This window comes from Providencia sp. PROV040, from assembly GCF_032706145.1.
GTDB lineage: Bacteria > Pseudomonadota > Gammaproteobacteria > Enterobacterales > Enterobacteriaceae > Providencia > Providencia hangzhouensis.
On record NZ_CP120530.1, the window covers coordinates 2,070,055 to 2,087,307 of the forward strand.

17 protein-coding genes and 1 tRNA gene are annotated in these 17,253 nt (G+C 38.0%); 6 read left to right on the forward strand and 12 right to left on the reverse strand.

Going from position 1 to position 17,253, the window contains the following annotated elements:
- Positions 1-111 precede the first annotated feature (111 nt).
- From P3L40_RS09445 to P3L40_RS09460, 4 genes are all read right to left on the reverse strand, one after another.
- Complete coding sequence (locus P3L40_RS09445) at positions 112-888, reverse strand: dimethyl sulfoxide reductase anchor subunit family protein (RefSeq protein ID WP_004259991.1); 777 nt, start codon at positions 886-888, stop codon at positions 112-114.
- Position 889: 1 nt separating this feature from the next.
- Positions 890-1,507: a DMSO/selenate family reductase complex B subunit gene (locus P3L40_RS09450; RefSeq protein ID WP_036958092.1), complete on the reverse strand. Its 618-nt coding sequence runs from the start codon at positions 1,505-1,507 to the stop codon at positions 890-892.
- A gap of 11 nt (positions 1,508-1,518) precedes the next feature.
- A complete protein-coding gene (locus P3L40_RS09455) occupies positions 1,519-3,948 on the reverse strand; it encodes a DMSO/selenate family reductase complex A subunit (RefSeq protein WP_110591896.1) in 2,430 nt (809 codons plus the stop codon).
- Positions 3,949-4,247: 299 nt separating this feature from the next.
- On the reverse strand, positions 4,248-5,498 hold the full coding sequence (locus P3L40_RS09460) for a mechanosensitive ion channel family protein (RefSeq protein ID WP_004260006.1): 1,251 nt from the start codon (positions 5,496-5,498) through the stop codon (positions 4,248-4,250).
- Between the two features lie 347 nt (positions 5,499-5,845).
- Here P3L40_RS09460 and P3L40_RS09465 point away from each other — a divergent pair, with 347 nt between their 5' ends.
- Positions 5,846-6,370 (forward strand): anti-virulence regulator CigR family protein, encoded by a 525-nt coding sequence (locus P3L40_RS09465; RefSeq protein WP_168697643.1) that lies wholly within the window; start codon positions 5,846-5,848, stop codon positions 6,368-6,370.
- A gap of 452 nt (positions 6,371-6,822) precedes the next feature.
- On the forward strand, positions 6,823-7,665 hold the full coding sequence (locus P3L40_RS09470; protein WP_004260013.1) for a D-amino-acid transaminase: 843 nt from the start codon (positions 6,823-6,825) through the stop codon (positions 7,663-7,665).
- 20 nt (positions 7,666-7,685) lie between these two features.
- On the opposite strand, the gene P3L40_RS09475 is transcribed toward P3L40_RS09470, so the two are convergent.
- The 4 genes from P3L40_RS09475 to P3L40_RS09490 all read right to left on the reverse strand — a co-directional run bounded on the left by P3L40_RS09475 (position 7,686) and on the right by P3L40_RS09490 (position 11,273).
- Positions 7,686-8,261 carry a cysteine hydrolase family protein gene (locus P3L40_RS09475; RefSeq protein WP_004260017.1) on the reverse strand — a complete coding sequence of 192 codons (576 nt, stop codon included), beginning with the start codon at positions 8,259-8,261 and terminating at the stop codon, positions 7,686-7,688.
- A gap of 96 nt (positions 8,262-8,357) precedes the next feature.
- A complete protein-coding gene (locus P3L40_RS09480; protein ID WP_272515339.1) occupies positions 8,358-9,719 on the reverse strand; it encodes a sensor histidine kinase in 1,362 nt (453 codons plus the stop codon).
- A complete protein-coding gene (locus tag P3L40_RS09485; protein WP_004260024.1) occupies positions 9,709-10,383 on the reverse strand; it encodes a response regulator in 675 nt (224 codons plus the stop codon). The genes P3L40_RS09480 and P3L40_RS09485 overlap by 11 nt, the downstream gene beginning before the upstream one ends.
- Positions 10,384-11,012: 629 nt before the next feature.
- The gene (locus tag P3L40_RS09490) at positions 11,013-11,273 is read right to left on the reverse strand and encodes a DinI-like family protein (protein ID WP_004260032.1); all 261 of its coding nucleotides are present in this window, start codon (positions 11,271-11,273) and stop codon (positions 11,013-11,015) included.
- 222 nt (positions 11,274-11,495) lie between these two features.
- On the opposite strand from P3L40_RS09490, the gene P3L40_RS09495 reads away from it, so the two are divergent.
- Positions 11,496-12,029, forward strand: a complete 534-nt coding sequence (locus tag P3L40_RS09495) for a GNAT family N-acetyltransferase (protein WP_136134364.1) — start codon at positions 11,496-11,498, stop codon at positions 12,027-12,029.
- Positions 12,030-12,047: 18 nt separating this feature from the next.
- Here P3L40_RS09495 and P3L40_RS09500 read toward each other — a convergent pair whose 3' ends face one another.
- Positions 12,048-12,467: a GNAT family N-acetyltransferase gene (locus tag P3L40_RS09500; protein ID WP_210853228.1), complete on the reverse strand. Its 420-nt coding sequence runs from the start codon at positions 12,465-12,467 to the stop codon at positions 12,048-12,050.
- Positions 12,468-12,761: 294 nt separating this feature from the next.
- On the opposite strand from P3L40_RS09500, the gene P3L40_RS09505 reads away from it, so the two are divergent.
- On the forward strand, positions 12,762-13,493 hold the full coding sequence (locus tag P3L40_RS09505; RefSeq protein ID WP_004260042.1) for a class I SAM-dependent methyltransferase: 732 nt from the start codon (positions 12,762-12,764) through the stop codon (positions 13,491-13,493).
- Between the two features lie 212 nt (positions 13,494-13,705).
- Complete coding sequence (locus P3L40_RS09510; protein ID WP_231135993.1) at positions 13,706-13,768, forward strand: DUF4113 domain-containing protein; 63 nt, start codon at positions 13,706-13,708, stop codon at positions 13,766-13,768.
- A gap of 84 nt (positions 13,769-13,852) precedes the next feature.
- Here P3L40_RS09510 and P3L40_RS09515 read toward each other — a convergent pair.
- The 3 genes from P3L40_RS09515 to P3L40_RS09525 form a co-directional block, all read right to left on the reverse strand.
- Positions 13,853-13,929: transfer RNA gene (locus tag P3L40_RS09515), tRNA-Pro, on the reverse strand.
- A 73-nt stretch (positions 13,930-14,002) separates the two neighbouring features.
- Complete coding sequence (gene yejM / locus P3L40_RS09520; protein ID WP_210853231.1) at positions 14,003-15,718, reverse strand: LPS biosynthesis-modulating metalloenzyme YejM; 1,716 nt, start codon at positions 15,716-15,718, stop codon at positions 14,003-14,005.
- Positions 15,719-15,739: 21 nt separating this feature from the next.
- The gene (locus P3L40_RS09525; RefSeq protein WP_004911940.1) at positions 15,740-15,967 is read right to left on the reverse strand and encodes a YejL family protein; all 228 of its coding nucleotides are present in this window, start codon (positions 15,965-15,967) and stop codon (positions 15,740-15,742) included.
- 242 nt (positions 15,968-16,209) lie between these two features.
- Here P3L40_RS09525 and yejK point away from each other — a divergent pair, with 242 nt between their 5' ends.
- Positions 16,210-17,211, forward strand: coding sequence for a nucleoid-associated protein YejK (gene yejK, locus P3L40_RS09530; protein ID WP_136134361.1), 1,002 nt, complete (start codon positions 16,210-16,212; stop codon positions 17,209-17,211).
- Positions 17,212-17,253 lie beyond the last annotated feature (42 nt).

Sequence of the window (17,253 nt, forward strand, 5' to 3'; positions counted from 1 at the left end):
TTATTTAATTTCCTGCTACTGTATCAATACAGGTGGTGTTGAAGATATCTAAACAAAGAACCCCAAAAGGGGTTCTTTTATGAAACACTATAACATAGTAATAACAATGCCTTACATGGTTATTTGCCACAAATTATAGAATGCAATGCGGCCAGCCAGTTCAGCTAATAATACTGCGGCGGCACAAGTTGCTAATGTCGCTTTTGGTGCGCGGTGCTTTAACGCCATACCAACGAAAGCAGCTAAAGCAATAGCTAAAACAACAACTTGGAAGCCCCAGAAGCCTGTTTGTTCACCGCTAAGAGCGGGACCTGTTTCTGCTAAAAAGGCTTGATAACCCGCACGGCTTGCAAAAATAGCAAAAGTACCAATTAAGAACGAAGCAATACCTAAGCCACGAGCACCGATTGCAATGGCGAGCGCACCGCCACCGACTAACATCGTCATCCACATTTGCAGTGTGGTATAACCGGTGTCCCAGTTAGCAATAGTGGCGATGTTGTATACTTGAGGTATTGACCAAACAAATGCAAGTCCAGAAACTACCGCGGCAATATTAGCCAGCTCACGTAATAACGTATGTTTGAAAAACAAAGTAAAAAATAACGTTGCAGCAGCGCATCCAACAAATACGCCACTTAAGAACGCTTCATTACTCATTGGTGAACGGCCTACCCCCAGTAACATATTAAAGAAGCGTAGTGGCTGGCCAACGTGTAACCCACCGATACCTAAACCAATTATCATAATGATAAAGGCAACGATATTGGCAGTTTTTAGCTGATTATCGTCAATAGAACCCATTCTACGGCTAATATAAGCGAGTAAGAAAAGCCCAGCGGCTGACTGTCCTAAGACGGTGAAAAAAACGAGTGGTAATTCATGCATCTTACACCTCCGCAGGATTTTTTAATTCGCCACTTTTATCGCCAAATGGCTTCGCATCTTTATGTGGTTTGATGACAATATTCGGGTTCGTCAGGCTTGGGTCTGGCATTGGAGCAATGCCACACTCTGTGCCGTGTAACTCACGAAGAACATTAATGTCATCAAAATCTAAAGCACGCTGCGGGCAAGATTCAACACAAACAGGTTTCATCCCTTTTGCGACGCGCTCATAGCAGCCGTCGCATTTACTCATTAGTTTCTTCTTCTCATCAAATTGTGGGGCGCCATACGGGCAGCGCAACTCACAATAACGGCAACCAACACAAATAGATTGGTCAACCACGACTAAACCATCTTCTTCTCGTTTATGCATTGCACCGGTTGGACAACCCGCGACACATGTCGGGTTTGAACAGTGGTTACATGAAATAGAAAGATAGTAACTAAAGACATTTTGCTGCCAAATACCATCTTGTTTTTGCCAACTACCGCCACCGAACTCGTAGACACGACGGAATTTTGGGCCTAAATCTAAATCTTTTTCATCCTTACAACTGACTTGGCATGTTTTACAGCCAGTGCATTTTGTGGAGTCAAAGTAAAAGCCATATTGTTTCATCATTCAACTCCTTAAGCGCGTTTAACTTCAACAAGGTTAGTATGTTGTGGGGTACCTTTAGCCAATGGCGAAGGAACATGCGAAGTCAGTGTATTGATACAACCACCGATATCTAGCCCATCATTATTAAGAGTACGCCATGCACCTTGTGGAACGGCGATAACACCGGGTAATACACGCTCTGTCACTTTCACTTTAATTTGAATACGACCACGGTCATTAAATATTTCAGCCATATCACCATTATTCAAGCCGCGTTGCTGGGCATCGACTGGGTTGAGCCAAAACTGATGTGGAATGGCTTCACGTAGCATAGCAACATTGTAATATGATGAATGCACATGGCCTTTATCATGAAAGCCGGTCATTAATAGCGGATGCTTTTGTTGGCTTGCTTGGGCTTCAACACCTTCTTTATTGACGCAATACTCAGGAATGGCAGGAATACGTTGGCCTTCTGGTAATTCCCAATTTTTAACACGTTCAGCTAGTTGTTCTGAATAGATTTCCACTTTACCTGAAGGCGTTTTCAATGGGTTATTGATTGGGTCGTCACGGAATTTCTTCAATGCAATATTTTCTGAACTGTTCAGGAACTTACGGTCGATAATACCCGCACCGTCGGTTTCGCTGAATTCAGGTAAATGAGGCATTTTTTCACGTGTTTTGTTATAACAGAACTCAATCCATTCAGCGTAGGTACGGCCTTCGGTGAATTGTTCTTTTACACCCATTTTTTCAGCAATTTCTGCTAACACATCGTAATTAGGGCGATTTTCCCACAGTGGCTCAATGGCATTTTGTAGGCGAACTAAATAATGATACGCACCACTTGCATAGGAGTTATTGATTAAATCGTTGGTTTCTACAGTTGTGACATCCGGTAACAATAAGTCTGCATATTTTGCGGATGGGGTATCATGGTTATCCCATACTAGAATGAATTCACATTTGGATTCATCTGCAAGTATTTCATGGGTTTTATTTAAATCGCCATGTTGGTTACCAATGACATTACTGGAGTAGCACCACATAAACTTGATGTCGTTGTTTAGTTTATCAACACCTTTAATGCCACCATTCTCTGCGGTCAATTCTTTCCCGCGAACAATTGCTTCTGACCACATATAAGTCGGAATCAAGGCTTTTACTGGGTTAGGTAAAGCAAAACCTGCAACAGGATAAGCGTAGCTGTTACCCCACAGCCCAGTGTTAGTTCCTGCACGACCAATGTTCCCAGACATCAACGGTAACATCATAATAGAACGACAGGCTTGCTCGCCATTTTCTGTGCGCTGTAAGCCCCAGCCTTGTGAGATCCATGCTCTATTTGCATTACCGATTTCACGTGCAAGTTGTTTAATACGTGCGACTGAGATACCCGTTAATTTGCTCGCCCACTCAGGGGTTTTTGCGATGCCATCAGGGCCATTACCCAAAATATAATCTTTATATGATGCATTGCGTGGTGCAGAAGCAGGTAAGGTAGACTCATCCCAACCAACACAATAGTTGTTTAGGAATTCTTCGTCAGTCAGGCCTTCTTCGATCATGACATAACCGAGAGCAGCAACTAATGCAGCGTCAGTACCTGGGTAAATAGGTATCCATTCTGCGCCAAGCGTTGTGACGCTATCAGTGCGACGCGGGTCAATAATGATAACTTTTGCTTTGCTTTTATCTAACGCATTGAGGGTTTCGTAAAATTGACCGCCCCCAGACATACGCGTTTCAGCAAGGTTGTGACCAAACATGACGACTAAATCTGAGTTTTGGATTTCAGATAAATAGGATTCTTCAATACTGCCATATACGTAAGGCGTGATTTCCATTAATTGCGCATATGAATATGTGCCATAATCGCCCAAGAAACCACCGGTTAAGCTTAATAAACGTTTACAAGCAGCACGACCGTGTAAGTTTGCGCCTGTTGAACCCGAGCCATATTGATAGTAAATGGCATCACTTCCATATTTATCAATAGTATACTGCAGTTTTTCGGCGATAATGGTTGTTGCCTCATCCCATGAGATCTTTTTAAATTTACCTTCACCGCGTTTACCAACTCGTACCATTGGGTATTTTAAACGGTCTGGGTTATAGGTTTTCCAGCGCACTGAACGGCCACGCAAACATGGGCGGATTTGATGTTCACCTAACGTTGAGTCGTCATACATTGTTTCATTGGAAATGCGGCTGATAACACCGTCTTTCACATGTACTTTTAATGGACAGCGGCTACCACAGTTAACTAAGCATGCGCTATAGCTGATTTTTTCGCTGACTTCGTCAGGCATGATCGCTGGTGTTTTTGCTTGAGCAGCAAAAGGAAGAGTGATTGAGCCAGCAACAGCAGCGACACCCGCAACGGTTGCAGAGGTTTGTATAAACTCCCTCCTGCTCAGTTCTCCAAATTGAGTATTTATTTTATTTTTATGCATTGACATTGCCTATATGTAAATAACAACATTACTTTCTTGTTTTATATGTTAAAAAAAGTTTCTGTTGAGTTACATGACTTACATCAATGTTATCCCTGATAAGATAAATGTATTTATTTAATTTATAAGGATTTTTTGTTTGCTATAACATAGATTAGTTCTATTTCTATTAACTATCGAAGTATTAATTATTATATAACGATTGAGTCAAAGTAAGGAAAAAGAGGGATATCTCCCTCTTTGAAATACTACTTTAGGTGTAGATGGATAAGAAAATTTAACTAATCACTTAGTATTAATTATTTTTCTGGGGAATAGCCTATCATCCTAACATCATTTCCGGTAGGTGATTGATGTACCATCAGATTAAATTGCGGAAGGATGGAAAAGATATGGTCAAAAATGTCTGACTGTATTCTTTCATACTCCACCCATACGGTTGTATTCGTAAACGCATATATTTCGATTGGGATACCATTTGAGTCAGATTCTAGCTGTCTGACCATAATCGTCATATTTTTGTGAATATTAGGGTGTGATTTTAAATAAGCTTCAATGTAAGCCCGGAAAGTCCCTATATTTGTCAGACGACGTTGATTTAAAGGGATTGCTTTATCATCAGGTAGGCTAGAATTAAAGACTTGAATCTCAGATATTTTTTGCTCGATATAGGGCTCAAGTAAATTTGCTTTAATACAGTACGCTATTTCTTCAGATGTTAAAAAATGCACACTGCTAGCATCTAAGCGGACACTACGCTTAATTCGGCGCCCACCAGACTCTGTCATTCCTTTCCAGTTTTTGAATGAATCAGAAATAAGTGCATAGGTAGGAATAGTGGTTACTGTGTTGTCCCAATTACGGACTTTTACCGTAGTTAAACCAATATCAACCACAGCGCCATCAGCACCGTATTTAGGCATTTCTAACCAATCGCCAATGTTAACCATGTTGTTGGCTGAAAGTTGTATCCCAGCAACTAACCCCATAATAGGGTCTTTGAACACTAGCATCATAACAGCGGTCATTGCACCAAGACCGCTGAGAATAATCAGAGGCGATTTGCCTATTAATAGCGCAATGATCATGATGCCAATTAGAATTGTGGCAATCAGTTTAAGGCTTTGAAATATTCCTCTAAGAGGTAAATGCGCGGTTTTGGCAGCACGTTGGAGTACACCAAGTATGATATCAAGAACAGAGTAAAGGGTTAGTAAGCCAAATAATAGGCACCAAGCCTGTGAGCCGACCTTTAGAACGGCTTGTGCAGTCGAGCCTGAATGTAACCATAGCGTAGCTTGGATATTGACAACAACACCTTGTATAACAAATGCAAAGCGATTAAAAAGATTATGTTGAGTTATTAAATGAATCCAAGTTCCTGCACTTTTTTGCCCGTGCTTTTCGAGTTGAGGAAGTAATATTTTATGCAGAATTAAGTGTAATACGCAGGCGACGATTAGAATTAAACCGAGCACCATAAGTAAAGAGGCGAGGTTAGCGTAATCTTGGTTGAACTGACGTACCCAGTCTAGCAGTTGCTGCTGCATGGTTTCTCCTTCTTGAGGGTGTTAGGAACAATGGTTTATAAAAATATTCGGTTTATAAAAATATTCGATAGTTTAAAGACCTTATCATATTCACAATGAAAATTCATGGCGAACAATATTAAACTCCGTCTTAATTCTTATTGTTAGTTCTAAGTATTGTGCAGTATATGAATGCAATATTAATGACAATAAAGTCATTATAAAGGAGCGGGTTCGTTAATTTGATTAGTTATGTAACATTTACATAACATTACATGTGATAAGGATTTTCTGATTGCGAGTCTTCATAACTAAGCATAATGTTCTACAAACTTCCTAATGTTATATTAACTTTGCAGGAATTTATTATGAGCGTATTTAAAAAGCCGACTTATTCTGTTCTTTTGCAGTATATCTTATTACCCGTTATTGCCTGCACTCCATTTCTCGCTAATTCATCTCCTAATGGCAATCAAGGCCAAGGGAATGGTAAAGGAAATCAACAAATTCATGGAAACAAAGGAAATCAGAATAAAGATAAATCGAATAAAGGGGATGGTAATCAACAGCTAAAATATGCCAAAGCAAGCGAATATTACGATAAGAAACGAGGTTCTAATATTAGTTTTAATGTGAGTTTTGGTAATGTAAGGCCTTTGGCCATTGAATATGGTTTGACGGGTTATCGAGGATTGCCGCCAGGCATTGCAAAGCAAGTTGGTCGGGGTAAACCACTTCCTCCAGGTATTGCCAAAAAAGCGTTACCTTCAGCTTTTTTAGCTCAATTACCCGTTTATGTTGGGTATGAATGGAAAATCAGTGGCCAAGATCTTGTTTTGGTTGCGATAGGAACAGCGATAGTCGCAGAAATTATTGAAAATGTTTTCGAATAAAAAAAACGACCTTGATTTCAAGGTCGTTGTGCAAAATAAATGCAATTAACGCTAATGATTAGGTAACTAAAAGGTCTGATTGACTAAAAAATGATTAACTCGCTTACATAAAACGTTTAGACAGTAATTCAACAACTTCTTGCACACTGCTGATAAATTCTTTGATGCTGTTCATCGATAACTCCAAATTAAAATGTGATCCAGATCACGTGAGAGCATTTTAGCCATTAACATGTTAATGTCAAGTTAATATTAAAAATAATTTTAAATATTAAATTATTTTTTAAAGGAATGTCTGGCACTTGTTTTTGACTGCAAGTTGTTACCACAAGACATGCAAAAATCCATAAATGGGCACAAAAAGTGTGAAGAATTGAAAGGTAATTTTTATAATATGGTGTATGGTTAATCAGAGGTTAGGTAATGATTTGTTTGATAAAGGAATATAACTCATGATTGCTTATGTGAACGGCCAGTTTTTACCTGAAGAAGACGCATCAGTATCTGTTTTTGACCGTGGGTTTCTATTTGCGGATGCAGTATATGAAGTGACAGCAATAATTAACGGTAAGCTCGTTGACTTTGATCGTCATATGGCTCGTTTACAGCGTTCTTGTGCTGAATTACAGCTATCACTACCTTATGATTTAGCAGAATTAAAACAAATTCATCTTCAATTAGTTCAGAAAAATAATATCGAAGAAGGGCTTGTATATCTTCAGTTGACCCGTGGTAATGCACACCAACGCAGTTTTTTATATCCGGATAAACAGACGAAGCCAACATTAGTCTTATTTGCACAAAAGACACAGATTGTTGAAAATGAAAAATCAAAATATGGAATAAAAGTTGTCACTGTAGATGATATTCGTTGGCAGCGTTGTGATATTAAAACAGTTGCTTTATTAGCAGCTTCGATGGCAAAAGAATACGCTAAACAGCAAGGTGCAGACGACGCTATATTTGTTAAAAACGGCTATATTACTGAAGGAAGTTCCAGTAATTGTTTTATTATTAATCAACAAAACCAAATACAAACACGGGGGTTAAATAATGAAATATTGTCAGGTATTACTCGCCAAGCGATATTACAACTTGCTAGAGAACAACAAATAGACATTGTTGAAAAGCCATTTAGTATTGATGAAATGTTAGAAGCCAAGGAAGTCTTTATTACCTCGGCGACAACATTAGTTTGGCCAGTTATTATGGCGAATAACCAATTCATTGGGGAAGGTAAGCCGGGGAAACTAGCTATCCGGCTACGAGAGATATACTTGCAAAAATTAAAATAATCACATGAGATATCTAAATGTTATTTTAATTGCATAAATTCTTTAACTGAAGAAATGGTTACCATGCCATCCAATGCCTGAATACTTTGCTGGTGGAGTTCTGGCGTTGGAGCGGCACATAAATCCTCAAGTACTGTAACAAAATACCCTAAATCATGAGCCTGTCTAGCCGTGCTTTGAATGGCCTTTACGGTACTAACTCCGCCAATAAACAACTCGGTAATATCATTATCGGTAAGCCATTTATGGAAATGATTTCCTGCAAATGCAGAAACCCCTTTTTTAATCATTACTGGGTCACGAAATGCCACTTCAAGGTCATGAGCCCAATGACACCCAGTGCCACTTAATTTTAAGGCTCCAAGTTTTTTAGCTTGCTGAAACATAGGGGAGCCAGCAGGAACATCGTGATAATTGTCTGAAAACCCAACCTTAACCCAAATCACGGGAATATGATGGTTTCTTGCATATTGTGCCGCTTGATTAGCTTTTTCAACGATTTTTCGCGAGCAAGTTTGCTGGTAACTTGAATTAGATAAGCCATTTTTACCAATTATCTCTTCAATGAGATCAATAATTACTAATGCCTTGGACATTATTGCCTCTTTTAGGTGTAAGTATATTAACATATAAAAGGCGTATACTATCTGGAAAAAAGCGTGAATGCTGTTAACTCAATAACATTATTCGATTTAGGGTAAGTCAATAATAAAACCAATACCTTGATTGTCTAATCCATCAGTAACTCTAATTACAGCACCGATTTTATGGGCTAAATTCTGGGCAATTGATAAACCTAAACCGCTTCCGGTTTCCATTGTTCCAGGTACTCGATAAAAGCGAGAAAATATAAGCTGGCGACTGTCTTCTGGAATTCCTCGGCCGTTATCTTGAACAGAAATAGTCCCACCAAATGGGGTAAGGTCTTTCAAAATGACCTTGATTTTCCCTTTTTCAGGGCAATATTTAATCGCATTTTCAAGCAGATTAGTAAAAATATTACTTAATGCGAGTTTATCTGTGAGGATATAAAAAGATTTTGGGCTTTGGAGTTCGACATCAATATCTTTGTTAATGGCGTAAGGTATGTGTGAAGATATTAAATGGCTGATTAATGCAGGCAGGTCAACTTGTTCTTTATTTAGCAAGAAATCTTCAGTTTCTAAACGAGCTAAGTCAATTAATTGATGTGATAGAGAGGCCGCACGATTTAAAGTTTCTTGCATATCATTAATAATTTCGCCTTTTTCTTTTGGATTATCAATTTGCATTAACAAATGCAATTGAGCAATAACAGCCGCAATCGGCGTCCGTAATTCATGTGCGGCGTCTGCCATGAAGCGCTTTTCACGTTGATTCGCAGCATCAACACGAGACATAAGGTTATTTATTGCAGCAATAATAGGCCGAATTTCTTTATATTGCTCTTTTGTTTCTATAGGAGTTAAATTACCCGGCTGACGGCTGGAAATGAGTTTTGCTGATTGTCTTAAAGGCCGCAAACTAAAATAAGCGGTAATTAAAATTGCTAGCAACATAATACCTAAAATGAAAGCGAGGGGAATGGCTGTTCCTTCGGCTGGATTACCTAATAAGGATTTACGAACACTATAAGATTCAGCAATGACAACCTCAAAGGTTTTTTGATCATTCCATGCAGAAGTAAAGTGCCAGTCTTTATGTAATGCAGCGAGCTCAGAAACGGATTTAAGGGAGGGAACATGTAATTTGTCGCTGTTCCGGTAATAGACATTCCCTTGTTTATCTCTGACAACCATAAAAGGCCGATAACTAATATTATCGCCACTTTCCATTGCGCTAGAATAAAGTTCTTGTAGGTTGTCGGCTATTTTATTGAAATATTCAGGTTTATCAGCAACCACATCAAGTGTTTTAGCAAACCCTTGAGTGACGATATTCTGTTGTGCATTTAACTCATCATGAATTGATGGCCAATAAAAAAACTGGAGCCAGCCAACTAATAATAACCAAAGAAAAATAACGGAACTGATTTGTAGCCCGAATGTATAAATAAAAAATGATTTAACTTTCACTTAGTGGCACTTCTTTTTTTAATAAATAACCAATGCCACGGATAGTAATTATACGGTCTTTACCTATCTTTCGGCGTAAATTATGAATATGAACCTCTAAAGAGTTACTTTCTACATCATCCAATCCAAATAGACGCTGCTCTAAATCCGTTTTTCTGACAACATTATCTGCATTTTTTATTAATTCATAGAGTAATAGGTATTCTTTCCCGGATAGCAGTAGCAATTGCTCATTAAGGGTTACTTGATGATTAAGTGGATTTAATTGCAGGTTACCCAATTGCCATATTTCAGATGAAAACCCAGCCATACGGCGACTAACGGCTTTCACTCGGGAAATAAGTTCAGGCATAGCAAATGGTTTTGTTAAAAAGTCATCAGCACCTGAATCTAAACTAGAAACTAAGTTATCCATTTGGTTTCTTGCCGTGAGAATGATTATTGGAATAGTTTCGCCCATATTACGCCAAGCTATGAGCTCGTCATGACCATCGCCATCAGGTAAGCCCAAATCTAAGAGCATTAGGTCAAAATTGCGAGATGCGAGTTGTAACTTTGCATCAGCAAGTAGCCTTACCCAACAAGGATTAAAACCTGCAAGCTCCAGCCCACGACATAGTGCTTTTCCCAATTGAAGATCATCTTCGACTAATAGGATATTCATATTATCACCTCTACTAGCCAGTATAAGCAGGCAGTGAGCGTCAGACAATATGAACAGTTCAAGTTTGAAGCGTATTTAAGCATATCTTAAGGTTGGTTTAACCCATCTTTAAGGTACAAAAAAATAGACTGTTTATTATCGTTTTATCATTCAAGCAATAAGAGCATTGATAATGAAACACGCATTTTATGAGGTGCCATTGTTTATAGTCGCAATCGCGCTTGCTTTAATCTTTATTGGAAAAGATTTTAATAATACGTCCACAGTTAGTTTATCACCCCTAAAACTAAATGAAATTTCTACTTGTGCAAATATTACTAACTGTATTTCGCAGGTTAGAACAACTAATGAAGAGAATGAAAAGTTGAATCCAGTGAAACAAATTAAAACCTTTCTTAGGCATAAAATCTATTAATTAAAAATGAGTAAAATTTAGATATAAGAAATTTAAAACAACTAGCTGCTTTAATAATCAGTGTGTTACCTTGCAGTTGTTCTCTGGCTGATGAAAGTACTTTTGTTGTTGGAGGGGGGAGTCAATATTGCGCCAGTTTATGAAGGTGTAAAAAGCCTCACGTATTAGTAAAAAAGGAATGTCATAGGGTAAAACATTCCTTTTAAGTATTTGGTTAATCCTCTGTTGTTTCTTCTGGGACCCAACCATCATCCATCCATATTTCTTCCAGTATTTCTTCAATACGAGTTTTATCCTCCGCTATTTTTGTTCCTGAAATATTAACGCGTTGTTGTGAGCTAAACCCAACCCGAGTTACCATATCAGGATATTGGTTCTGAAGTTTGCGTAAAATCTCAGTTTCAAGAGCTTGTAAAACCACTGAACTGGGTTTTTGCGGAGCGTTTTTATCAAATAATACTTCGATACGTAACATGATAGCCTCTAGTAAAGACTGTATTAATATACAGTATTTTTAGAACTATTAGGCAAAAAAGTCAATATAGAGCTGCAAATATTTTTATCAGTAAATTGAGTGAAAAAATAATATCAATATAAAACAAAAAGTTAATCTTATGAGCGTTTGATAAAATAATTGTCAGAAAATTAAAAATAGGTATTCTATAAAATATATTTTATGAAGGTGAGTTTCGATTAAATGTTACATGCTTTAAGAATTAAAAGTGAAGATAGCCAAGCGATAGCAATGATTAACCAGTTATATGACACCGCTTTTCCGTTATATGAACAAAGAAGCTATCAGGGAAGAAAGGCAATATTGAATCATAGCGATTATTATTTGCTCAATTTCAAAGAAAATGACATTTTCATTGGCTTTATTGGTTGTTGGAAAATCGAAGGTTATTATTATATTGAACATTTTGCTATTTCCCCCGTATTAAGAGGGCAAGGTTATGGGCAAAAGGTACTAAAACAGTTTTGTCATGATGTAGGTAAAGTGATTCTAGAAATAGACCCTATTATTGATGAAATCAGCCAAAAACGTTGGTCTTTTTATCAGCATTGTGGTTTTCAACAAAATGAATACGTCCATGCTCATCCAAGTTATTACCCAGAAAATAAGCCGCATGAGCTTAGGGTGCTAAGTTATCCAGAAGAGATTGCTCAAGAAACGTATCAGCAATTTAATCACATCTTACAAACGGTTGTGATGGATAAAACGATATTATAGTTCTTCATATCGATGGTGTTAATCAGGTATATAGCAATAGATAAGTTCGGGATCATTATCATCTAAATTTTCAATGTAGCCACTAGGAACAAAGCCAGCTTTTATTAAAAGCTGTTGAGTGGCTGTATTTGATTGATTTGTAGAAGTAAAAATCTTTTGGGGTTTACTCTTCATTTTTAGTTTATTAATTAAAATGAGGCCAAGGCCTTGTCGACGATGGTTTTTATTTACCATTAATAGCTCTATAAAGGCATGGGAATAGAAATGATAATGTAGAACGCCATAAGCCAATATTTCGTTGTTGGATTCCAGTACATAACATATTCCTTGCTCGCTCCATTGGGTAATGTCTTTATAGCGTTCTGCGGTCGCAATGGTATCTATGGAAAATATAGCATTTATATCAATTGGTGTTGCTACTCTAAAGTTAGTTTTCATTATTAATCAGTTAGTTGTCAATGCTAAATGTATTAATTCAAAAATATTATAGTATAGGATGGTTTAAATAAAAGGTTAATATGAAAACTTAAAGTAAGCTCATTACAATTATTGGTTTTTAACCTATTGAATTAAAACAATTTTAATATTATGGGTGGTTAACTAAAAATCTACCATAAAGCTCGCTCTTTGCTATCATTGAGTCGTTGTTAATCTATACAGTGGTAATTCTTATCAAATTTAAGAAATATAGAATATGATTAGCCTAATTTTCTTATTATTGGGGAATAAACCATGTCTCAAAATATTTATGATGACCCTGATTTTTTTGCAGGCTATGCAACATTGCCTCGCTCAGTTGAAGGGCTAAGTGGTGCACCAGAGTGGGATGCAATACAACGGTTATTACCAGATTTAAATGGGAAATCTATTATAGATTTAGGTTGTGGTTATGGCTGGTTTTGTCGGTGGGCAAGTGCTCAAGGGGCAACACAGGTAACAGGCGTTGACCTCTCAGAAAAAATGTTAACAAAGGCGATTTCAATGACAGATGATTCCGCTATAACATACTTACGTGCTGATTTGGAAAAGTTGAGCTTACCTACTGAACAGTATGATTTAATCTATAGCTCGCTGGCTCTACATTATGTGGTCGATATTTATTCTCTATTAACTAAGTTATATCAAGCTCTAAATCAAGGTGGGAGGGTGATTTTTTCTGCAGAACATCCAATATACACCGCACCACTTATTCAAGAATGGTGTATAGATAAGTATGGTAATAAAGCCTGGCCGGTTAATCAGTACCAGCAAGAAGGCAATAGAATTAGCCATTGGTTTGCTGATGGTGTCGTAAAGCAACACAGAAAATTATCCACTTGGATTAACTTATTAATTTCTGCTGGGTTTGAAATAATTGAACTGGATGAGTGGGGGCCATCGTGCGAGCAAATTATAAAAAATCCAACATTAGATGAGGAAAAAGAGAGACCAATGATATTTATTATTAGTGCTCAAAAGCCATAATTAAAACCTTATGTTTTGGTAAAGTTTAATACACATCACAAGGCGATTTATTATGGTTCAATGAATCGTTAAAGACTGTTGTTGGTATAATGCACGCAACGGCTTATGACTAGTTACTATGAGAAATATAGTCATGGGTAGTAATTGGCAGGTATGTGTAATGATTGTTTGTTAGTAAGAGTAGTAATAGCGGATATAAAATGAAAAGAGAAATGTTGTCACCTGCCTACACGACAAATTTTGATGAATTAGCAGTGGTTAAAGTTAGAAAATAAGTTGGATTTTTCCCCGACTTTTGCCCGCTCAAAATTTAGGCACAAAAAAACCAACCGTAACAGATTGGTTTCTCTATAAAAAGTTGGTCGGCATGATAGGATTTGAACCTACGACCCCCGACACCCCATGACGGTGCGCTACCAAGCTGCGCTACATGCCGAACTTTGATTAATACTACTCAATTTGCTTCTAAAAGCAATAGACTTATGATGCGACTGGTTGATATTTAAGCACTAATTTTCATTAAAACGCTTTAATTCAGTAAAGATTTTCAACAACTCAGCCAAATCAGGTTTTTCATTTCGTTCTATGGCACCTTGTTTATCGTAGATATTAAACTGGCCATTTTGATCCATGTAGAGAGTGGCATTATCTGTGGTAATGACAACATCGTCGTTGTCACCCGTGATCACCCATGGGTAAGTACGTTTAACACTAAATAAATCTTCACCTTGGCTGTAATCATCAGGTGGATTACTGACATGTAATAAACGCTGCATCAGTGTTGTCATCACATCTTGATGGCTTGTTAGCTTATCTATCTGCTGTGCAGGTGTGTTTGGCCAATAAATAAACAGTGGTACCTGCATATTATCACGGTTGAAGCGTTTACCATCTAACCATTCGTTTTCTGCTTTTCCTTGGTTATTGTAATTTGCCGTCACAATAACAATGGTATTTTGCAAGCGATTATCACGCTGTAATGCGGCCATTACGCGATTGATTTGTTCATTCGTTTTTGCACTTCCAGGTGTTCCTTTAATATTCAGGAAAGAGAACCAAGGCGAGCCGTTCTTAAGGTTATCTAGCCAGTTATTCCACTGTGTAACTGTTAAGTTGTCATTATCTGCAGTTTTTGCAGGTAATGAGTAATCAGCTAAAATAGCTTGTCTGAATAATGGAGAATTAAAGCCATCTGTTGAGAATAAACCAAACTGATACCCTTGATGTTGTAAGGCTTCAATTAGCGCTGATGGATGGCGGCCATTGAGAATATTATCGAAATAAGTCGATGAAATACCATAGAATAGGCCAAATAGCGCAGTATCGTTACGTAGCCCAGCCGTGTAGTGATTCGTAAACTGTGTACTGATTTCTTTAAATTCGTTTAACGCCCGCATAGAATCTTGTTGAGATTTATCCCCTAGATCATCAATGACCAACAATAATAAGTTGTAATCAGCGCCTTGGTCATAATAACTTAAAGGTTTCAATGGGTAGTTTAATTTAAGTGCCGTTGGGCTACCTTGTTGGAATACACGATTTTGATGTTCGGTTAAGTCTAATAGGCCATACCTATCAAGGAGCTTGCGAGCTGTCATGGGTTGCGACAATGGATAATTGTAGCGTTGCATGGTGATAGGGCGATAAAAATTAGCGTCCGCCCATGCATACATCAGGTGTGACATAATAAAAGTCACAATAAAAATAGCCGCCAGAGGTTTGCCGAATGTTTGGCGGTTTAAACTACGTAGTTTTTGCCAACTCCAAGTCGCAAATAACATTTCAACAAGAAAGATAATGGGAATACTGATAAACATCAGTTGCCACTCACGAGCCATTTCCCCCTTAGTTGGGTTGATGACCAAGTCCCAAACTTGCGGTGTTAAATGCAAACCGAATTGACTAAAAACACGGATATCAAAGATTAATAGTGTTATTCCTGCCGTTGCAAGGGCAACACAAAGTAGCCTCAGCAACCGCTGAGACATAACAATAAAGGTCAGTGGAAAAATAATTAGCAAGTAAGTCGCAAAGACCACAAAACTAAAGTGACCTAACCAACTGACGAAAGCATAAATTCGGCCAGTTAAGGTATCTGGCCAATCAAAAATAAACAGATAGCTGCTACTTAACACAAGGCTAAGCAGTATATTGAATAGTGCAAACCAGTGCCCCCAACCAATCATGTTAGAGACTTTGTCACGGTAGCGCAGGTGGGTGACCATACTGTTTATTTCATTAATCAATTAGTGTGATTGATCTTCTTTAACAGAAGAAAGTAATGCATTTGCGAATGATTCTGCAATCATTTTACGTTGCGCAGGCGCAACCGACGTATTCAGCAGATTCGTTACCATATTGCCTAACACCATGAGGGAAAGGTCAACAGGGGTGTGATTTTTTTCTAACACACTCACGAGGTCAGAAAGTAAACCTTCAACTTTTTCATCACTATAGCGAGATGATTGTGGCATAAATTGAGACATCCTAAATTAATGAAAGCTACATATCATAGCGTATCACAGTTGGTTTTTCTTCTTTCTTCGCAACAAATTTTTGTTTAAATGGGAATAATGTTAATTCAGATTCATAAAGTGCGTATTAGTTCAGCGTAATCAGGCTAAAAATAGAACAAATGATGGTTTCTGTTGCAGATGAATAATATCAATGTTTGAATACGCGCAACATTATTTTCGCTATAACGAAGGAGCCAACAATGAGTCTGGAAATTAACCAGATAGCTTTACACCAGCTAATTAAAAGAGATGAGCAGACCCTAGAGGTGATGTTGCGGGATTCTTTATTGACAGCAGATGGTGTCGTACAAGACATGATGGCAGAATTACACCGCGTCTATAGTGCTAAAAGTAAAGCATTTGGTGAATTTAACGAAGAAAGTGAACTTGCTGAAGCGTTAAAGTTATTGCGTAAGGGCGAAGAAGAATTTTTAGGTTTCAGCCGTGCGATGACGGTTCGCTTGAAAGATGAATTAGCCAAATATCCTTTTGCGGAAGGGGGCGTGGTTCTCTTTTGTCAATACCGTTACCTCGCGGTCGAATACTTATTAATTGCGGTGCTCAATAGTTGTGACAGCATGTTTGTCACAGAATCATTGGATTTAGGCACGACACATTATTTAGATATTCCTCATGCAGATATTGTCGCACGTATTGATTTAACCGAATGGGAAACCAATCCTGAGTCAAAACGCTATTTAACTTTCTTAAAAGGTAGAGTGGGGCGGAAAGTTTCTGATTTCTTTATGGATTTTCTGGCTGCATCTGAAGGGTTAAACGCAAAAGTTCAGAATAAAGGCTTGGTTCAGGCACTTGATGATTTTTGTGACAATGCACAAATGGACAAAAATACGCGCCAAGCTTATCGCCAGCAAGTACATAGTTATTGTACAGAACAATTACAGTCTGGAGAGGAAATAGAGCTACAGGCGTTGGCAAAAGAGCTGCCAATGGTTGAAGAACAAAGCTTTGACGATTTCGCTCGCCAAAATGATTATCAACTCGAAGAAAGTTTCCCTGCCGATAGAGGAACGTTAAAGCAATTAACGAAGTTTTCGGGGAGTGGTGGCGGGATCACGATTAGCTTTGATGCGATGCTCATGGGGGAGCGTATCTTTTGGGACCCTGTCACTGATACGTTAACCATTCGTGGCACACCACCTAATTTGCGTGATCAATTACAACGCCGTGGTACTAAATAGGTTGTGGTGTTGAAGAGGTAGAAATAAATAACGCCGCAATTG

What these genes read in the sequence shown, in the direction of transcription:
- P3L40_RS09475 (WP_004260017.1), bottom strand. Translation starts at nt 8,261, where the DNA reads ATGTCCAAGGCATTAGTAATTATTGATCTCATTGAAGAGATAATTGGT.
- P3L40_RS09500 (WP_210853228.1), bottom strand. Translation starts at nt 12,467, where the DNA reads ATGAAAACTAACTTTAGAGTAGCAACACCAATTGATATAAATGCTATA.
- yejK (WP_136134361.1), top strand. Translation starts at nt 16,210, where the DNA reads ATGAGTCTGGAAATTAACCAGATAGCTTTACACCAGCTAATTAAAAGA.
- P3L40_RS09490 (WP_004260032.1), bottom strand. Translation starts at nt 11,273, where the DNA reads ATGTTACGTATCGAAGTATTATTTGATAAAAACGCTCCGCAAAAACCC.
- yejM (WP_210853231.1), bottom strand. Translation starts at nt 15,718, where the DNA reads ATGGTCACCCACCTGCGCTACCGTGACAAAGTCTCTAACATGATTGGT.
- P3L40_RS09485 (WP_004260024.1), bottom strand. Translation starts at nt 10,383, where the DNA reads ATGAATATCCTATTAGTCGAAGATGATCTTCAATTGGGAAAAGCACTA.
- P3L40_RS09505 (WP_004260042.1), top strand. Translation starts at nt 12,762, where the DNA reads ATGTCTCAAAATATTTATGATGACCCTGATTTTTTTGCAGGCTATGCA.
- P3L40_RS09525 (WP_004911940.1), bottom strand. Translation starts at nt 15,967, where the DNA reads ATGCCACAATCATCTCGCTATAGTGATGAAAAAGTTGAAGGTTTACTT.
- P3L40_RS09450 (WP_036958092.1), bottom strand. Translation starts at nt 1,507, where the DNA reads ATGAAACAATATGGCTTTTACTTTGACTCCACAAAATGCACTGGCTGT.
- P3L40_RS09465 (WP_168697643.1), top strand. Translation starts at nt 5,846, where the DNA reads ATGAGCGTATTTAAAAAGCCGACTTATTCTGTTCTTTTGCAGTATATC.
- P3L40_RS09455 (WP_110591896.1), bottom strand. Translation starts at nt 3,948, where the DNA reads ATGCATAAAAATAAAATAAATACTCAATTTGGAGAACTGAGCAGGAGG.
- P3L40_RS09460 (WP_004260006.1), bottom strand. Translation starts at nt 5,498, where the DNA reads ATGCAGCAGCAACTGCTAGACTGGGTACGTCAGTTCAACCAAGATTAC.
- P3L40_RS09470 (WP_004260013.1), top strand. Translation starts at nt 6,823, where the DNA reads ATGATTGCTTATGTGAACGGCCAGTTTTTACCTGAAGAAGACGCATCA.
- P3L40_RS09495 (WP_136134364.1), top strand. Translation starts at nt 11,496, where the DNA reads ATGTTACATGCTTTAAGAATTAAAAGTGAAGATAGCCAAGCGATAGCA.
- P3L40_RS09445 (WP_004259991.1), bottom strand. Translation starts at nt 888, where the DNA reads ATGCATGAATTACCACTCGTTTTTTTCACCGTCTTAGGACAGTCAGCC.